Origin of the sequence: Mesorhizobium sp. M0618 (genome assembly GCF_040320765.1) — a bacterium.
GTDB lineage: Bacteria > Pseudomonadota > Alphaproteobacteria > Rhizobiales > Rhizobiaceae > Mesorhizobium.
In genome coordinates, this window is record NZ_JAMYQH010000008.1 from 23,796 (window position 1) to 41,948 (window position 18,153).

General features: G+C 62.7%; 12 protein-coding genes and 1 pseudogene. 3 read left to right on the plus strand and 10 right to left on the minus strand.

The window, feature by feature from the left end; all coding sequences use genetic code 11:
- Window positions 1-100: 100 nt before the first annotated feature.
- The 10 genes from NKJ04_RS10875 to NKJ04_RS10920 form a co-directional block, all read right to left on the minus strand.
- Window positions 101-1,651, minus strand: a complete 1,551-nt coding sequence (locus NKJ04_RS10875; protein ID WP_352674845.1) for a cation:proton antiporter — start codon at window positions 1,649-1,651, stop codon at window positions 101-103.
- Between the two features lie 282 nt (window positions 1,652-1,933).
- Window positions 1,934-2,998 carry an ABC transporter ATP-binding protein gene (locus NKJ04_RS10880; protein WP_023810097.1) on the minus strand — a complete coding sequence of 355 codons (1,065 nt, stop codon included), beginning with the start codon at window positions 2,996-2,998 and terminating at the stop codon, window positions 1,934-1,936.
- Window positions 2,999-3,028: 30 nt separating this feature from the next.
- Complete coding sequence (locus NKJ04_RS10885; protein WP_023759707.1) at window positions 3,029-3,820, minus strand: ABC transporter permease; 792 nt, start codon at window positions 3,818-3,820, stop codon at window positions 3,029-3,031.
- Window positions 3,817-4,731: an ABC transporter permease gene (locus NKJ04_RS10890; RefSeq protein WP_352674848.1), complete on the minus strand. Its 915-nt coding sequence runs from the start codon at window positions 4,729-4,731 to the stop codon at window positions 3,817-3,819. Before NKJ04_RS10890 ends, NKJ04_RS10885 begins: the two co-directional genes overlap by 4 nt.
- A gap of 63 nt (window positions 4,732-4,794) precedes the next feature.
- The gene (locus NKJ04_RS10895) at window positions 4,795-5,901 is read right to left on the minus strand and encodes an ABC transporter substrate-binding protein (protein ID WP_127290572.1); all 1,107 of its coding nucleotides are present in this window, start codon (window positions 5,899-5,901) and stop codon (window positions 4,795-4,797) included.
- A 242-nt stretch (window positions 5,902-6,143) separates the two neighbouring features.
- Entirely contained in the window at window positions 6,144-7,316 is a 1,173-nt protein-coding gene (locus tag NKJ04_RS10900) for an iron-containing alcohol dehydrogenase (RefSeq protein WP_023810100.1), read from the minus strand.
- 17 nt (window positions 7,317-7,333) lie between these two features.
- Window positions 7,334-8,722, minus strand: a complete 1,389-nt coding sequence (locus NKJ04_RS10905; protein WP_352674851.1) for an aldehyde dehydrogenase family protein — start codon at window positions 8,720-8,722, stop codon at window positions 7,334-7,336.
- A gap of 191 nt (window positions 8,723-8,913) precedes the next feature.
- A complete protein-coding gene (locus tag NKJ04_RS10910; protein WP_352674854.1) occupies window positions 8,914-10,284 on the minus strand; it encodes a glutamine synthetase family protein in 1,371 nt (456 codons plus the stop codon).
- Between the two features lie 87 nt (window positions 10,285-10,371).
- Window positions 10,372-11,934: an amino acid permease gene (locus NKJ04_RS10915; RefSeq protein WP_352674855.1), complete on the minus strand. Its 1,563-nt coding sequence runs from the start codon at window positions 11,932-11,934 to the stop codon at window positions 10,372-10,374.
- An 18-nt stretch (window positions 11,935-11,952) separates the two neighbouring features.
- A complete protein-coding gene (locus tag NKJ04_RS10920; RefSeq protein ID WP_023810104.1) occupies window positions 11,953-12,771 on the minus strand; it encodes an N-formylglutamate amidohydrolase in 819 nt (272 codons plus the stop codon).
- Between the two features lie 144 nt (window positions 12,772-12,915).
- On the opposite strand from NKJ04_RS10920, the gene NKJ04_RS10925 reads away from it, so the two are divergent.
- From NKJ04_RS10925 to NKJ04_RS10935, 3 genes and pseudogenes are all read left to right on the plus strand, one after another.
- On the plus strand, window positions 12,916-13,743 hold the full coding sequence (locus NKJ04_RS10925; protein ID WP_352674858.1) for a MurR/RpiR family transcriptional regulator: 828 nt from the start codon (window positions 12,916-12,918) through the stop codon (window positions 13,741-13,743).
- 192 nt (window positions 13,744-13,935) lie between these two features.
- Window positions 13,936-15,099, plus strand: a complete 1,164-nt coding sequence (locus tag NKJ04_RS10930) for an efflux RND transporter periplasmic adaptor subunit (RefSeq protein WP_352674861.1) — start codon at window positions 13,936-13,938, stop codon at window positions 15,097-15,099.
- Window positions 15,096-18,117: pseudogene (locus NKJ04_RS10935) on the plus strand (efflux RND transporter permease subunit). Before NKJ04_RS10930 ends, NKJ04_RS10935 begins: the two are co-directional and overlap by 4 nt.
- Window positions 18,118-18,153: the final 36 nt, after the last annotated feature.

Below are 18,153 nucleotides of genomic sequence, written 5' to 3' on the forward strand. Positions count from 1 at the left end.
ATGGATGTGGCTTGGACCAGCCTTGCCCTTCACCGGGATCATGCACCGATTCCGAAGCACTTCGGTATCTTCCGTGCGCCGGAAAACGGCGTGCGATGTCTTAAGTATTCAGCGGCTGGAACCGGCCGGGTGGCGACGCCGCCAGTTCGGTCCAGTCGATCTCTTCCTCAAGGCGATGATAGGCTTCGTCGCCGATCGTCCCATTGCGGCGCAATTCCTCCAGCGCGTCGCGCTGGCTCTTGATCGCATAAAGACGCAAGCGGTCATATTCGGTCGCTGCCTGGGCATCGTCGGGATTTTTGGCGATCTTGCGTTGAGCGGCATATTGCTCGCGCACCGCGGCCGCCGCGTCCGATGTCTTGCCGCTCAATATGTCCAGCGCGGCCTGCATGACCACGACGCGCGCCTGCGCAACCTCGCGGTCGACGGTTTCGTCAGGGTCGAGGTTCAGCAGGCGCAGCAGCGGTTTCAGGCTCATGCCTTGCAGCACCAGCGTGCCGAGCACGACCGTGAAGGCAGCGAGCACGATCGGGTCGCGGGCCGGGAATTCAGCCGGCAGGGCGAATGCCGCCGCAAGCGTCACCAAACCGCGCATCCCGCACCAGCCGATCAGCACGCCGCCACGAAACGACGGAGCGTCACGCTGACGATCAGCTACGCCGAAGCGACCAAACCACCTGATGATCGCGCCGCACCCCAGCACCCAGATGAGGCGTGAGACGATGACGATGGCAAGTACTGTACCGGCCAGGACGAACGCATCGGTTTGCCCCTGCCCGGCAAGCCGGCCGACGATCGTACGCGCCTGCAGGCCCATCAGCACGAAGGCCAGCACATTGAGCACGAAGACCGCCGTTTCCCAGACCGAATAAGAGCTGATGCGGTTTCTGGCCGGCATGCGGCGCGGCGCGGTGCGCGCGATGGTCATGGCATAGACGACTATGGTGATGATGGCCGACAGTCCGATCCTGTCGGCCAGGATCCAGACCCCGAATGTGCCGGCAAATTGCACCACGGTGCCGCTCGCCGGGTCCTCGATCCGGCCCAGCGTTATCAGAGACACCCGGCCAAGCAGGTAGCCGGCCGCAAGACTGCCGAGCGTGGACAGCAGGATCATCGGAACGGCGCTGCTCAGCAGAATGGAACCTGCTGCCGCCGAAATCGCCATCCGGTAAATCAGCAAGGCGGTGGCGTCGTTGAGCAGGCTCTCGCCCTGCAGAATGGCAGTGATGCGATGCGGCACCTTGAACTGGCCAAGCACGGCCGATGCAGCAACCGCATCGGGCGGCGCCACGATGGCGCCAAGCGCTATGGCCGCGGCGATCGGCAGACCTGCCATCGCCCAGCCGGCAAGCGCAACCGTCGCTGTCGTGAAAAGGACGGCACCAAGCGCCAGCAGCACAAGCGGCACCCTGTAACGGTTGAGATCGCGCAGCGACGTGTCATAGGCGGCATCGAGCAGCACCGGCGCGATGAACAGGGCAAGCGCCAGTTCCGGATCGATCTCGATCGTCGGCACGCCAGGCACGAAGGCGATGGCCACTCCTGCCAGCGCCAGCAAAGAGGGATAGGGAACCTGCACGCGCCGCGACAGCGCCGTAAGCGCAACGGCGATCAACAGCAGAACGAGTGTCAGTTCGAAAAGAACCATGGCCTGTTATAGCCGGGAAGCGAGATTCTGGCAGCGGCAAAGCGGCTGGAAACTATTGATAGCCCAGCCCGCTCGAGCCGGCAGGAATATGCCGCGAATTGCCTTCCGCCGATGCCCTGCCAAATCGACAAATGCGCCGACCGCACTGACATCGAAATCACCGATAGAGGGCTCGCTTAAACACGGACTTCCCTGCATTGCAGCCCATGCCACGCGGACGGAAGCATCCTCCCGTCTTCGCAGACCGGGATGCAGCCATTCATTTTGAACAAGCGCATCAGCCTAGTGAAGCACCAGCATATCGCTCGACGAGAACGAGATCTCGGCCTTTTCACCGACTGCGGGGGGCGGGGTTGCCGGGCTGTTGAAGGTGTCGAGCGAGACCGTGTTGCCGCCGATGCCGACACGAACCCGGATGACCGAGCCGAGGAAATGCACCTCGGATATCTCTCCCGAAAGGCTGGAATCGCGGCCGGGCTGTCGTCCGAGCGAGATTGCCTCAGGCCGCAACGCCAGCGACAGCGTGTCGCCTGACTTGGAACCGTTGAGCTTGCCCTTGAGCGAGACCTGTTCGGAATTGACCCGCACCGTGCCTGCAGCCGCATCGGTGACGGTGCCTTCCAGCACGTTCAGCGTGCCGACGAAATTGGCGACAAACTTCGTCGCCGGGCGGTTGTAGATCTCGAATGGCGTGCCGACCTGCTCGGCCTTGCCGCCATACATCACGGCGATGCGGTCCGAGATCGACAGCGCCTCTTCCTGGTCGTGCGTGACGAAGATGGTGGTGATGCCGAGCTTCTTCTGGATCGAGCGGATTTCCTCGCGCAGCGACACGCGCACCTTGGCGTCGAGCGCCGACAGCGGCTCGTCGAGCAGCAGCAGCTTCGGCTTCGGCGCGATGGCGCGGGCCAGCGCGATGCGTTGCTGCTGACCGCCCGAAAGCTGGTAGGGATAGCGATCGGCCATCTGCGGCAGCTTGATGATGCCGAGCATCTCGGCGACGCGGGCATCGATGTCGGCCCTCGGCATGCCGGCGACCTTCAGGCCGAAGCCGATATTCTGCGCTACGGTCAGGTTCGGGAACAGCGCATAGGCCTGGAACACCATGCCGACATTGCGCTGGTTGGGCTTCAGCCTTGTAATGTCCTTGCCGCCGACGACGATCGTGCCGGCGCTCGGCTCCTCGAAGCCCGCCACCATGCGCAGCACGGTGGTCTTGCCGCAACCGGACGGGCCGAGGAACGAAACGAACTCACCACGCTCGACGTCGAGATTGAAATCCTCCACGACCGTGGTGGCGCCGAAGGATTTGCGAACGTGCTGGATGGAGAGGAACGGGTCGGCCATGGTGTTGTTCTTTCGATCAGTACTTTTCGATCAGTTGGGGCGGTTCGCCGATCTCGGCGCGAAACGGGACAGGATCTGGATCAGCGACATGCAGCCCCAGGTGATGGCGAAGGCGATGATGGCGAGCGCTGCCGGCTCATAGGCGCGGTTGGCGCCGATGTTCTGCAGATACGGGCCGAAGGCGGGCCGGTTGAGCAGGCTTGCCATGGTGAACTCGCCGATGACAATGGCGAAGGTGAGGAAGGCGCCCGAGAGCACCGCGATCAGCACGTTGGGCAGGATGACACGGGTGATGATCGTTCCCCAACCAGCACCAAGGATCTGTGCCGCCTCCGTCAAGGTGCGCACGTCGATTGTGCGAAGCCCGGTGTCGACGGCGCGATACATATAGGGCAGCGCCAGTGTCGCATAGCCGATGACCAGCAAGGCATTGGTGCCTGTATCGGTCGCCAGGAACGGCAGCGGCGAATTCGACCCGTACATTCTGATGTAGCCGAAGACGATGACGATGGCTGGGATAACCAGCGGCAGCAGGGTAATGAACTCGACGATCGGCCGCAATTGCGGCAGCCGAAGCCGGATCCAATAAGCGGCCGGCACCACGATCAGCACACCGAGAATGATGGTGAAAACGGCGGCCAGTACCGAATAGCCGAAGGTAGCCTGGAAACGGGCGTCGCCCAACACGACCTTGTACGCGTCGAAGGAGTACTCCCCGCGCCGCATGCGCATCGAGAACTCCACGGTCGCGATCAGCGGAATGAAAAAGTAGGCCGCGCCAAGAGCGAAGACGAGCCAGGCCCAGAACTTTCCCGACTTCATTTCAGCCACCTCTCGGAACGGGTCCGGAACCAGATGTAGAACACATTGGCAAGACCGGTGATGACGATCATGCCGAAGGCGATGGCATAGCCGAGATGGGCATTGTGCAGCACATCTCCACGGATCTGTGCATAAAGCAGGATCGGCACGATGTTGAGCGACGAGCCGGTCAGCGCATAGGCGGTGGCGATGGCGCCGAAGGCGTTGGCGAACAACAGGATCACGGTGCCGAGGAAACTCGGCCAGATCACCGGAATGACCACCATGCGCCAGTACTGGGACATGGTCGCGCCCAGCGTCGCGGCTGCCTCGCCCCATTCCTTCTTCAGCCCGTCGATGGCTGGCACGATGATCACCACCATCAGCGGTATCTGGAAATAGACATAGGTCAGTGTCAGGCCCCAGAATGACAGGATGTTGAAGCCATGCGCGTAGATGTTAAGGCCGAACACGGTGTTCAGGATCACCGTCGCAAGGCCGAGGCGGCCGAGCGTGGCGAGGAAGGCAAAGGCCAGCGGCACGCCGGCAAAATTGGAGGCCACGCCGGAAAACGTCAGTGTCGCCGAACGTATCCAGTCCGGCAGGCCACCGCGCACGATGGCAATGGCAATCGCCAGGCCCGCGAATGCGCCAATCAGCGATGAAGCAAGACTGATCTTGATAGAAATCCAGTAGGCGGCAACGATGGACGGTTGCGCCAGCGCTGCGATGTTTTCGAGAGTGAATTCGCCGGCATCGTTCTGGAATGCACCCAGCATCAGATAGAGCGTGGGCAGGATGAGGAACATGATGGCGAAGATGAAGAACGGTGCAACGCCAAGCCACTGGGTCGGCAGCCGCATGCTGCGTGCCTCGGCGGGAGGCGCGGTCTTCCCGGTAACAGCGTGGTCGGACAATGTGATATCGGTCATGCGCCGGCTACCGTCTTCGAGAGAAGGACCGGGCGGCCGCGAGGCCGCCCGGCATGGTGTGAGTTACTTGACGTTGGCGCCGACGACGGCATCCCAGTTCTTGGTGATGGCTTCCTTGGACTTGCCCTGCTCGTCAAGCGTCGGGAACACGGCGGAAGCATAGGCTTCGGCCGGCGGCAGCTTGGCGAGGATGTCAGCCGGGATCTTGCCGTTCTTGGCGAGATCGTTGAAGCGGATCGGGTGGCAATAGCCTTTCAGCCAGCCGATCTGGCCTTCGTCCGAGTAGAGGTATTCGAGCCAGAGCTTGGCTGCATTCGGATGCGGCGCGTAGGCGCTGATCGCCTGCACATAGACACCGGCGACAACACCGGTCTTCGGCACGACGACGTCGACGGGCGGATTGCCCTTCAGCGTGTCGCGGCCGGCGAGCGCGTTGTAGTCCCAGGTGACGAGGATCGGGGTCTGGCCCTGGGCTAGCGTCGCGGCCTTGCCGATGACCGGCACGAAATTGCCGGCGGCATTGAGCTTCTTGAAGAAGTCGAGGCCCGCGGTGCCGGCAGCCTCACCGGCGGCGGCGCCTGACGACAGGCCCGCGGCATAAACCGCCTGGATCGCCTGGTTCGAGGCGCGCGGATCGCCGGCAAGGGCTACCGAGTTGGCGAATTCCGGCTTCAGCAGGTCGGCCCAGTCGGCCGGAGCTTCCTTGACGAGGTCCTTGTTCACCTGGAAGGAAAGCACGCCGTAATAGTCGCCGGTCCAGAAGCCTTCGGCATCCTTGGCGCTGTCGGGGATCGAGTCCCAGGTCGACACCTTGTAGGGCTGGATCAGGCCATCGGCCTTGGCGGTCGGACCGAAGGACAGGCCGACGTCGATGACGTCAGGCGCCTGCGGGCCCTTGTTGTCTTTGTTGGCCTTGATCGCCTCGATCTCGTCGCCGGAACCGGCATCGGGATTGAGTTCGTTGACGGTGATTTCCGGATACTTCGCCTTGAAGCCGGCGATGACGTCGCCGTAACCGCACCAGTCATGCGGTAGCGCGATGGTGGTGAGCTGGCCTTCCGCCTTGGCGGCCTTGACGAGATCGTCCAGCGAATCCGCGGACGAAATCACCGTCGACGCGAAAAGCGCCGCGGCCGAAAGGGAAAGCACTTTCCCCGTGAATTTGAACATGTGTTCTCTCCGTTGAACTGACGCCGTTGGACGCCTGCGATGCGGTATCGTTTTCATGTGACAGCCAGATGAAAGCTTTGTGAAAGCGGCTGCTCGCAGTGCGAAAAAGTAAACTCTTTTTAACCTGATGTAGCAATCGCTTCGGGATTCTTTTTCCGGCTAACTAGTTTTTGCCTTGCCCGTCATCCTCCCCCTTTGTTTTCATAGCCCCTTTTCAGATCACTTTGCGTGCGGAAAACGCCTCAGACCGTGCCGGCGATGGCGTTTTCGAGCAACGTCAGCGCCGCCTTTTTAGTCAGCTTGACCGGGTTGCCGCCGGCAGTCGGATCGACCACCGCCATGTCGGCGATCAGCGCCTTGCGCTTCTTGTCCATGTCGAGCCCCTTGATAAGGCCGGGCAGTGCATGCGGCACCTTCAGTTCCTTGCGAAGCTTGATGATGGCTTTGGCGAAGCCGTCGAAGCCTCCCTTGATGCCGCAATAGGCGGCGAGCCGGCCGATACGCTCCTCGATGGAGTCACGGTTGAAGGCCAGAACATAGGGCATGAACACCGCGTTGGTCATACCGTGATGGGTGTCGTAGAGCGCGCCGACCGGGTGCGACAGCGAATGGATGGCGCCGAGCCCTTTCTGGAAGGCGGTGGCGCCCATGGCGGCGGCGCTCATCATATGGGCGCGCGCAACGAGATCCCTGCCGTTGGCATAGGCCTTGGGCAGGTTCTCGAAGACCAGCCGGACACCTTCGACAGCAATGCCGTCGGCCATCGGATGGTAGCCGGGCGCGCAATAGGCTTCGAGGCAATGGGCCAGCGCATCCATGCCGGTACCGGCGGTGATGAAGCCCGGCATACCGACCGAAAGCTCCGGATCGGCAATGACGATAGCCGGCAACAATTTGGGATGGAAGATGACCTTCTTGGTGTGCGTGGCCTCATTGGTGATGACGCCGGCGCGGCCAACCTCCGATCCGGTCCCGGCGGTGGTCGGCACGGCGATGATCGGCGCGATGGCATCCGAGTTGGCGCGCGTCCACCAGTCGTCGACATCCTCGAAATCCCACACCGGCCGCGTCTGCCCGGCCTGGAAGGCGATCAGCTTGCCAAGATCGAGCGCCGAGCCGCCGCCGAAGGCGATGACGCCGTCATGCTTGCCCTTCTTGAACACGGCGATGCCGGCGGTCAGGTTGGATTCGACCGGGTTCGGCCTGACCTCGGAGAAAACGCCGTAAGGGACCTTCGCATCGTCGAGGATCTTCAAGGTCGAGGCGACGACCGGCAGTTTCGCCAGGCCCGGATCGGTGACGAACAACGGCCGCTTGATGCCGGTGGCCGTCAATACCTCGGGCAATTCCTTGATGCGACCGGCGCCGAAGCGGACGGTGGTGGGATAGTTCCATTTGGAGATCAGCTTGGACATTTTTGTCTTTCAATAAATCAGATGGCTTCGCGCAGATGGAAAGATTTCGGCCGGGTCAGATTATCGTAGCCGATGGCCGACAAGCCCGCACCCTTGCCGGTGTCCTTGACGCCGGTCCAGACCAAGGCCGGGTCAAGATAGTCGCAGCGGTTCATGAACACCGTGCCGGTTTCGACGCGGTTGCCGATCGCCACCGCATGCTCGGTATCGCGCGTCCAGATCGAAGCGGTCAGCCCGTAGGGGCTGTCGTTCATCAGCGCGATCGCCTCTTCGTCGTTGCGCACCTTCATGATGCCGACGATCGGGCCAAAGCTTTCCTCACGCATGACGCTCATCTGATGGTCGACTTCTGTCAGCACTTCCGGCGCCAGATAGGGCGAACCCGCCTTGTCGTTAGCCACCTTCATATTGATGTGCGCCTTGGCACCCTTGCGCAGCGCTTCGGCCTTCTGTTCGCGGATCAGGTCGGCGAAGCGCGCCTGCGCCATCGGTCCCATCGTCGTCGCCTGGTCGAGCGGGTTGCCGACGACATAGTTCTTGGTCTCGGCGATGAAGCCTTCGACGAATTCGTCATAGACCTTCTCGTGCACGTAGACACGTTCGATGCCGCAGCAGCACTGGCCGGAATTGTAGAAGGCGCCGTCGACCAGATTGGCGACCGCATGGTCCATCTTGGCGTCGGGCAGCACATAGGCCGGATCCTTGCCGCCAAGCTCCAGGCCGAGCGTCATGAAAGTGCCAGCCGCTGCCTTTTCGATGGCGCGGCCGCCGGCGACCGAACCGGTGAAATTGACATGGTCGATCTTCCCCGAGCCGAGCAGCCTTTCGGTCTGGGCGTGGTTCAGCACGACATTCTGGAACACGCCCTTGGGCAGGCCGATCTTGTCGAAAGCTTGTTGGAAGCGCTCGCCGACCAGCAGGGTCTGCGCCGCATGCTTCAGGATGACGGTGTTGCCGGCCATCAGCGCCGGCACGATGGTGTTGACGGCGGTGAGATAGGGATAATTCCACGGCGCGATCACCATGACGACGCCGAGGGGGTCCTTCTTCACATAGCGGCGGAAGCCGTCCTTCGGGTTGGAGGCAGGCACCGACTTGAGCGCCTGCTCGGCGATCTCGACCATATAGGTGGTGCGTTCCCTGACGCCGCCGAACTCGCCGCCGTAGCGTACGGGCCGCCCCATCTGCCAGGCGATCTCCGGCACGATCTCGTCGGTCATCGCGACCAGCGCTTCCAGCATGGCCAGCATAAACTTGCCGCGCTCGACGATCGGCGTCTCAGCCCACTTCTCCTGCGCCGCCTTGGCACGCTCGACCGCGGCGTTGATCGCTTGGTCGGTCGCGATCGGCCGCTCGGCATAGATCGAGCCATCGATGGGGGATATGAGTTTGACCGTTTCGGTCATTTTGGAAGTCCTCGCATTCTACAACAAAGTCTTGTGGGCTGACGCTGCCCCTAATCCGCCTGCCGGCACCCCTCCCCGCATAGTGACGGGGAGAAGGATGGAGCTCCAGCGTCTTCGCCTCCTCTCCGTTTTCTTCACACGGAGAGGAAGGGTAAGGGACGGCGCCGACGGCGCCGACGAACAGTCGATAACTAGTACCGCTCGAACCCTCTGTGCAGTTCCCAATCTGTAATGCGGCGGTCGTATTCGAACTGCTCCCACTTTGCGGTGTGGACATAGTGTTCGAGCACATCCTCGCCGAGCGCCTGCTTGAGCATCTTCGACTTCGCCAGCGTGTCGGTGGCATCGCGCAGCGTCTTCGGGATCTCCGGCAGGCGAGATGCCTGATAGGCATCGCCGACGAACGGCTTCTGCAATTCCAGCTTTTCGTGGATGCCGGCAAGGCCGGCGGCGATCAGCGCTGCGAACGCAAGATACGGATTCAGATCGGCGCCGCCGATGCGGCATTCCATGCGGATGCCCTTGGTGCCCTCGCCGCACAGGCGGAAGCCGGCGGTACGGTTGTCCTCGCTCCACATGATCTTAGTCGGCGCGAAGGTGCCGGCCTGGAAGCGCTTGTAGGAGTTGATATAGGGCGCCAGGAACCAGGTGAATTCCTTGGCGTATTTGAGCTGGCCGGCGGCCCATTGCTGGCCAAGCGTCGACAGCGTCCAGTCGGCCGTCTTGTCGAAGAACAGCGGTGTCTTGCCGTCGGCGCTCCACAGCGAATTGTGGATGTGGCTGGAATTGCCGGCGAGCCCGTAATTATACTTGGACATGAACGAAATCGCCTTGCCCTCGGACTCGGCGATTTCCTTGGCGCCGTTCTTCAGGATGACGTGGCGGTCGGCCATGTCGAGCGCCTCGGCATAGCGCACATTGATCTCTTCCTGGCCCGGACCCCACTCGCCCTTGGAATTTTCGATCGGGATGCCGGCCGCTTCCATCTCATTGCGAAGCCGGCGCATGACGCCTTCTTCCTTGGTGGTGATACCGATCTGGTAGTCGCCGATATAGGGCGATGCGGTGTCGAGACCCTGCCAGTGCTTCTTGCGGGCAGAATCGTATGTCTCGTTGAACAGATAGAATTCGAGCTCGGAAGCGAAATAGCCGATATAGCCGCGCTCGCTCAGCCGCTTGACCTGCTTCTTCAGGATGGCGCGCGGCGAGTGCGGCAGGTCGTCATGGGTGTGGTGGTCGAGCACGTCGCAGATCACGAGTGCGGTCTTTTCCAGCCAGGGAATGCGCCGCAACGTGGCGAGATCCGGCTTCATGACGAAGTCGCCATAGCCCTTCGACCAGCTCGCCGCCTTGTAGCCCGGCACCGGCTCCATATCGATGTCGGCGGCCAGCAGATAGTTGCAGCCATGCGTTTCGTCATGCGCGGAATCGACGAAGTACTGCGCCAGGAAGCGTTTTCCCGCCAGCCGTCCCTGCATGTCGACGATGCAGGCCAGCACGGTGTCGATCTCACCGCTGGAGACCGCTTTCTTCAACTGATCGAACGAGAAATTTCCGGCCATTCCTTTGGCACTCCAGCACTTGTCGATTGAAAGGGATAAACGTAGCCATGGCCGGCGCGAGGCCGGCCATGGCCATATAGGGCGATATCAGGCGCCAGCTTCGCCGATAGCCACCTCGGCTGCCCTGATCGCGGCCTGGCGTTTGGCAATCTGGTCACCGATCGGCGGCCCCTGGAAGCGGCGGTTCTCGAAACCGAACCAAAGCACGGCGGTCAGCAAGATGAAGCCTATGGTGATGTAAAGCACCTTGTCGTTCGGCGGCTGGATGGCGATGTAGAAGATGATCACCATGCCGACAATCGACAGCGCACAGAAGAGCTTGAACAGTCCGGCGCCCAGGTTCCACGGGCCAGGATTGGGCCACTTGGCCGTGCCGAATGCGACCATGCCGAGTGCGATCGGGATGGTGAACGACAGGAACAGGAACACCAGCGTCGAATTGACGACGATGGTGTAGATGTTGGTGCCGCCGATCGAAATAAACTGGGCAAGGAACACATAAAGGATCTCGAGGATCGCGGCCGTCCAGATCGCATTGACCGGCGTGCGCCAGGTCGGGTTGACCGTGGCGAGAGCCGCGGAGCCAACAGGCATGCCGCCGTCGCGAGAGAAGGCGAACAGCATGCGCGAAGCCGAGGTCACGGTGGCGAGGCCGCAGAGGAATTGCGAGATCAGGATTGCAAAATAAAGCAGTTCCTTCAGCCACACCGGCAGGATTGCATCCATTGTCGAGAAGAATACGCTCCATCCCTGCTTGGCGCCGGCAGCCAGGTCCGGGATCGCGAGAACGATTGCGCACAGCATCACCCAGCCGATCAGCGACGACCACAGCACCGACGAAACGATCGCCCGCGGGACGGAGTGTGCTGCCTTGACGGTCTCCTCGGAGGTGTGGGCCGAGGCGTCATAGCCGGTGATGGTATAGACGGGCAGAAGCAGGCAGAGCAGGAACAGGTAGCTCATGGAGTCGGTTTGCGGAAAAACACCGCCGCCCGCATCGCCTGAATAGTTGGTGAACGTCCACAGCCGGCTGATGTCGATTGCCGGTGCGAACACCAGGCAGGCCACGATCAGCACTGCTGTTGCGCCCAGGATAAGAAAGCCCGAAGCATCGGTGAGCATTGCCGTCAGTTTGATGCCGAAATGGTTGAACAGCGCCTGCAGCACGGTGATGAAGGCGACGAACCCGACGATTTCGCCCGGCGTGCCGGTGATGCCAAACCAGCTTCCGAACGTTCCAACGAAGAAGAAAGCGGTGCCGATGTTGATGGCGCCGAGCACGGTGATCAGGCCGAACAGGTTTAGCCAGGCCGTCAGCCAGCCGGTGAAGCGGTTGCCGAGGATCGACGACCAGTGATAGAGGCCGCCGGCGGTCGGAAATGCCGAGGCGATCTGCGCCATGGCAAGGGCGAAGAAGCCCGACACGCAGCAGCCGACGATCCAGCCGATGCCCGCACCTGCGCCGCCGATCGACGATGTGGCTTGCGCGAAGGAGTTGATGCCGCCCGAAAGGATGCAGATGATCGAGAACGATATCGCGAAATTCGAGAAGCGGCTCATGCTTCGCGACAGTTCCTGGGCATAGCCCATGCCATGGAGAACCTTCAGGTCCTCCTTCTTGTCAACGTCCGTATAATCCGGTCCTGCCATTTTCATTCCCCTGTGGTTCTAATTGGCCGATTGAACTGACTTTCCGACTGAATGCGATCTGGAATATCCGGCCTCCTCTGGCTCCAGATCCGAAAAAATGCCCGTGAGCAGATCCGCCCATTTCCGCTGCCCGGTCTCGCCGGCGATTTCGTCGTTGCGGATTTCGATCATCGCGCAGGGCAGGCCGCGCGAGCGCGCATGCCGTTCCAGCGTGAAATAGACGCGGTCATCAGGCGAATAAGGCTCGTTGACGCCGACGGTGACGCCGGCAAGCCGCTTCAGCGCCGATATCAGCGGCGCCGCCAGCCGGCGATCCTCGTCGTGGATGATGCCGATATGCCAGGGCCGGCTCATGGACTTGTAGACCGGCGTGAAGGAGTGGACCGAAACCAGCCGGGTTTGCTGACCCTGTGACAGCCTGTTGTCGATGATACCGGCAATCGTGTTGTGGAACGGCTGCCATGACAGGGCAACACGCGCCGCCCGCTCGCTCTCCGACAGGCCGGCATTGCCCGGTATGGCCGTTGTCTCACTGACCGGCGGTACCAGGTCGGGCGCGTCGAGTGGCCGGTTGCAGTCGATGACAAGGCGAGAAATACGAGTTTCCACCAGCGTCGCGTCGAGCGCCTGCGCCATGCGGCGGGCAACCGGCAGCGCGCCGGGATCCCAGGCGATGTGACGGGACAGGTCCTCGGCGGCAAGGCCGAGCGTACCGAATTCGGCCGGCAGGAAGTTCGAGGCGTGATCGCAAGTCAGCACGAAAGGGCTCGATCCGCCGGGGTTCGTCACCCTTACGGTATCAGACGATGCAAGGCTGGCGGGCCGTGCTTTCTCCATACTGTGCCGTCCCCGGGGAGCGCTGTATCGTATGTTACGTATTTTGCCTCATTGCGTCCCTGTGGATGATTTCATACAGTTTGTCCGGCTTTGTCAAATGCGATCTCGGAAAAGGCCTTCGGCCGGGCCAGGGGTGGGGAAAACATGATTTCCAGCATTGCCGAACTGATCGCCGATCGCCTCGGCACGATGCCGGCCGGCGAACGGCGCGCGGCCCAGACACTGATCGCCAACTATCCGATGATCGGCCTGAAAACGGTCGCTGAATTCTCGGCCGCGGCGGGCGTCTCCTCGCCGACGATCCTGCGTTTCGTCGCCCGGCTGGGTTTTCAGAACTATCCGGAATTCCAGTCGAGCCTGCAGGACGAACTGGCGGCGCAACTGCAATCGCCGGCGACAAGGACGCTCAATCCGCCCTCGCCTGGCGGTGGGACGGTGTCGCCGATGCTGGAAGCGACGCTCGACAATATGCGCGAGACGTTCAGGCACCTGTCCGACAAACAGCTTGCCGACATCGCCGCCCGGCTAGCGGACCGGCGCGGCAAGACCTTCCTGATTGGCGGTCGCTTCACCGATCCGCTGGCGCGCTACATGGCCGCCCACCTCGCCATCATCCAGCCGGATGTCTTTCACCTCGCCGGCCAGGAAAGCATGTGGCGTGACCGGCTGATCGACATGGGCAAGCGCGACGTGCTGGTGATTTTCGACATCAGGCGCTATCAGGACAGCCTCCTCCGCTTCGCCGAAAAGGCGCATCAGCGTGGCGTGCAGATCGTGCTTTTCACCGACCAGTGGCTGTCGCCGATCGCCCGCTTCGCCCGCCATGTTATCGCCGGACGAACCGCGGTGCCGTCGGCATGGGATTCATCGGCTGCCCTTTTCGTCGTCGCCGAAACGCTGATCGGCGCCGTCACCAGGCAACTGGAAGCAGAAGGCGCCAAACGCATTCGCGAGATGGAAAGTCTGCGTTAGCGCCTGTGCGATGATCCAAAGCGTTACGCATATTTTCTCAAACGTTACATATATTTAATGTGCGCAGCCCCCGGAGAGTTGTCATAAAGGCGCGATATCGGGGTGGCTTCTTGCCTTACAATAGCCTCGCTGCGTCTGCTTCATTTCGGGAAACTGGTAGACGGAAGGATTGTCTTACCAACCGGAGTGCCGATGGCCGCCTGGAAACAGATACTTTTTGCGCTTGTTGTGCTGGTGGCGGCGGCAGCCGCCTGGCTGCGCTTTTATCCCAGCGCGCCGGACGTGCTCGCACGCTGGGGCATAGACTGGGCTTACGCGGCAACGCCGCCGGCGGAAAGCAGCGCCGCTAACACGAAGCAGGCAAACGGCCGCAGTGGCGGCAATCAGCGGGTGAACGTGGTCGCCCTGGCGGCCACTGCGGCTGTTATCAACGACCGCCTGCAGGCGATCGGCACCGGCCGTGCCAATGCCTCGGTGACCGTCAATCCCTACAGTTCCGGCCGCCTCGCCGAACTGCTGGTTGAATCCGGCAGCCATGTCGACAAGGGACAGATCATCGCGACCCTCGATTCCGAGACCGAAGTGATCTCTCAGGACCGGGCCAAGCTCGCCTTGCAGGATGCGCAGGCCAAGCTCGACCGCGTCAAGTCGCTTCGTGCCTCCAATGCCGCGACACCGGTCGCCGTGGCCGACGCCGAGGTTGTGTTGGCAGGCGCCAAGCTGGCGCTTCAGGACGCGGAACTTGCGCTGCAGCGCCGGTCGATTCTGGCGCCGATCGCCGGCACTGTCGGCATTCTGCCGATCTCCGCCGGCAACTATGTCACCAATCAGTCGGCGATCGCCACGCTCGACGACCGGTCCTCGATCCTGGTCGATTTCCTGGTGCCGGAGCGTTTCGCCGCCGCCGTCAAGGTCGGCGCGCAATTGACGGCAACGCCGATCGCCAATCCCAGCAATGCCTATACCGGCACGGTTTCGGCCATAGACAATCACATCGACGAAAAGAGCCGCACCCTTCTGGTCAAGGCCAAGATCGCCAATCCGGCCGATTCCCTGCGCGCCGGCATGTCGTTCGGCATCACCATGAAATTCCCGGGGCAGACCTATCCGGCCGTCAGCCCGCTGGCGATCCTGTGGGGTTCGGACGGCGCCTATGTCTGGCAGATCGAGGACGGCAAGGCCAAGCGTGTCCCGGTGCGCATCATCCAGCGCAACACCGAGACCGTGCTGATCGACGCCGGGATCGACAGCGGCGACATGGTGGTCACCGAAGGCACCCAGAGCGTCAGCGAGGGCGGCGCGGTCCGCCTCGCCGGCGAAGAGCAGCGCGCCGCGGACGCCGCCGCAGGCACATGACCAGCCCCGCCAACACTGCCAGCGAGACCGGCTTCACCGCCCTGTTCATCCGCAGGCCGGTGATGGCCTTCGTGCTGAACACACTGATTGCGGTCGCCGGCCTGGCCGCCTTCTACGGCGTCGAGATCCGCGAACTGCCGGACGTCGATCGCGCGGTGGTCACCGTTTCCACCACCTTCGCGGGCGCGGCGGCCGAGACCGTCGATCGCGAACTGACCGACACCATCGAGGGCGCCGTCGCCCGCGTCTCCGGCGTCAAGTCGATCTCGTCGTCTTCCTCATTCGGCTCGAGCCGCGTCACCATCGAGTTCAACGATGGCGTCGATCTGAATGTCGCCGCCTCGGACGTGCGTGATGCCGTCGGCCGCGTCGCCAACCAGATGCCGGACACCGCCGATCCGCCGCGCATCGTCAAGGCCGACGCCAATTCCGACGCGGTGATGCGACTGGCGGTGACCTCGTACAACATGTCGATCCAGGACATGACCGTGGTGGTCCAGGACCAGATCGAGGACGAGCTGGCCGCCGTGCCCGGCGTTGCCGACGTTCAGGTCTATGGCGACCGCGACAAGATCTTCCGCATCGATGTCGACCAGAACAAGCTGGCCAGCCTCGGCTTCACGGTCGCCGACCTCAGGGCCGCCCTTGCCTCGGTCGCCTTCGATTCCCCCGCCGGTTCGATCACCACGACCAACCAGGACCTGATCGTCCGCACGACTGCCGACGTGACCACGCCTGAAGAGTTCGAAAACATAATTGTCGGCGGCACGACGCGCATCCGCGATGTCGCCACCGTCACGCTCGGCCCCGACGTCGGCCAGACCACGTTGCGCTCGGACGGCAAGACCGGCATCGGCATCGGCATCATCCGCCAGGCGGAATCGAACACGTTGGACATCTCGACCGGCGTCCAGTCCGCCGTCGCCAAGTTGCAGGAAAACCTGCCCAAGGGTGTTTCTCCTCGACTGGCGCGCGACGCTTATCCCCGGCCTGGCGATGCCGGTCGCCATGATCGGCACCATCGCCGCCATCTATCTGGCCGGCTTCTCGGTCAACATCCTGACCCTGCTCGCGCTGGTGCTGGCGACCGGCCTGGTCGTCGACGACGCCATCGTCGTGCTCGAAAACATCGTGCGACGACGCAACGAAGGCATGGGACCGCGTGCGGCCGCTGTGCTTGGCGCGCAGGAAGTGTTCTTTGCCGTTATTGCCACCACCTTGACGCTGGTCGCCGTCTTCGTGCCGATTTCGTTCCTGCCCGGCCAGACTGGCGGCTTGTTCCGCGAATTCGGCTTCGTGCTTGCCATGTCGGTGCTCTTGTCCTGCGTGGTGGCGTTGACGCTGTGCCCGATGCTCGCCTCGCGCATGCTGACCGGCGCATCGCTCCACCACGAAGGTGGCCATGGCATCGGCGCCCGCATCGGCGGCGCGCTCAATACGGCCTACAAGCGCAGCCTGCACGCCTGCCTCGACGCGCCATGGATCGTGCTTCTGGTCGCGGTGCTGTTCGCCGGCACCGCCTTCACGCTGTTCGGCACCATCCGCCAGGAGCTGACGCCGACCGAGGACCGCGCCGCCGTGCTTCTGCGCATCAGCGCGCCGCAAGGCGTCAGCCTCGACTACACAACGCAGCAGATGCAGAAGATCGAGAGACTGATCCAGCCGATGCGCGATTCCGGCGAGATCCGCAGCACTTTCGAAAATGCCGGCCAGAACGGCTCCTACAACTCCGGCTTCATGGTGATGACGCTGGCGCCGTGGAACGAGCGCAGCCGCAGCCAGCAGGAGATCATGGCCGAGATCAGCCAGCTGACCAGGCAGGTGCCGAGCGTGCGCATCTTCCCGGTGCAGCCCAACAGCCTGGGTATCCGTGGCGCCGGCAACGGCCTGCAGTTCGCGCTGGTCGGCAACGACCGCAAGGCGCTCGGCGATGCCGCCGTGAAGATCATCGCCGAGATGCAGAAGGACCCGCGCTTCCAGACACCGCGCCTGTCCATCGACCCGACGCAGCCGCAGCTCGCCGTCGCCATCGATCGCGAGCGCGCCTCCGACCTCGGCATCGACATATCAGGACTGGCCAACACCTTGCAGGCCATGCTCGACGGCAACGATGTCGTCGACGTCTACATCGCCGACCGCAGCTACGGCGTGAAGCTGGTCTCGACCACCAATCCGATCAACGATCCGACGGATCTGGAAAACATCTTCCTGAAAACAGCCGACGGACGTTTCGTGCCGATGTCGACCATCGCCACGCTGACCGAACGCGCCGTGCCGCCGTCGCTGTCGCGCGAACAGCAGCAGCCCTCGGTGGCAATCACGTCCAACCTCAGCGGCGACTTAGCGCTTGGCGATGCGCTCGCCCGCGCCGAGCAAATCGCCACGCCGCTGCTGCCGCCAGGCAGCCGCATCCTGCCCCTGGCCGAGGCGGCGACGCTGGGCGAGACCAACAGCGCCATGGTCACCATTTTCGGCTTCGCGCTGGTCATCATCCTTTTGGTGCTGGCCGCCCAGTTCGAAAGTTTTGTGAGCGCCGTCATCATCATGGCGACGGTGCCGCTCGGGCTGGCCTGTGCGATTTTCGCGCTTCTCCTCTCGGGCACCAGTCTCAACGCCTACAGCCAGATCGGCCTGGTGCTTTTGGTCGGCGTCATGGCCAAGAACGGCATCCTGATCGTGGAATTCGCCAACCAGTTGCGCGACCGCGGGCTTGGGGTGCGCGAGGCGATCGAACAGGCCTCGATCATCCGCGTGCGGCCGGTGATGATGACGATGATCTGCACCGTGCTCGGCGGCCTGCCGCTGGTGCTGGCGAGCGGCGCCGGTGCCGAGGCGCGCGTCGCGCTCGGCTGGGTCATCGTCGGCGGCCTGGGGCTGGCCACCGTCTCGACGCTGTTCCTGACGCCGGTCGCCTATCTCCTGCTTGGCCGCTTCGTCACGCCGAAGACCCACGAGGAAGCCCGACTGAAGCGCGAGTTGGAGGAAGCCGCCTACACCAATGTGGAGCCGGCAGAATAGAAATTCCAGGAAAAGTGTGTAGCGGTTTTTCGTCCG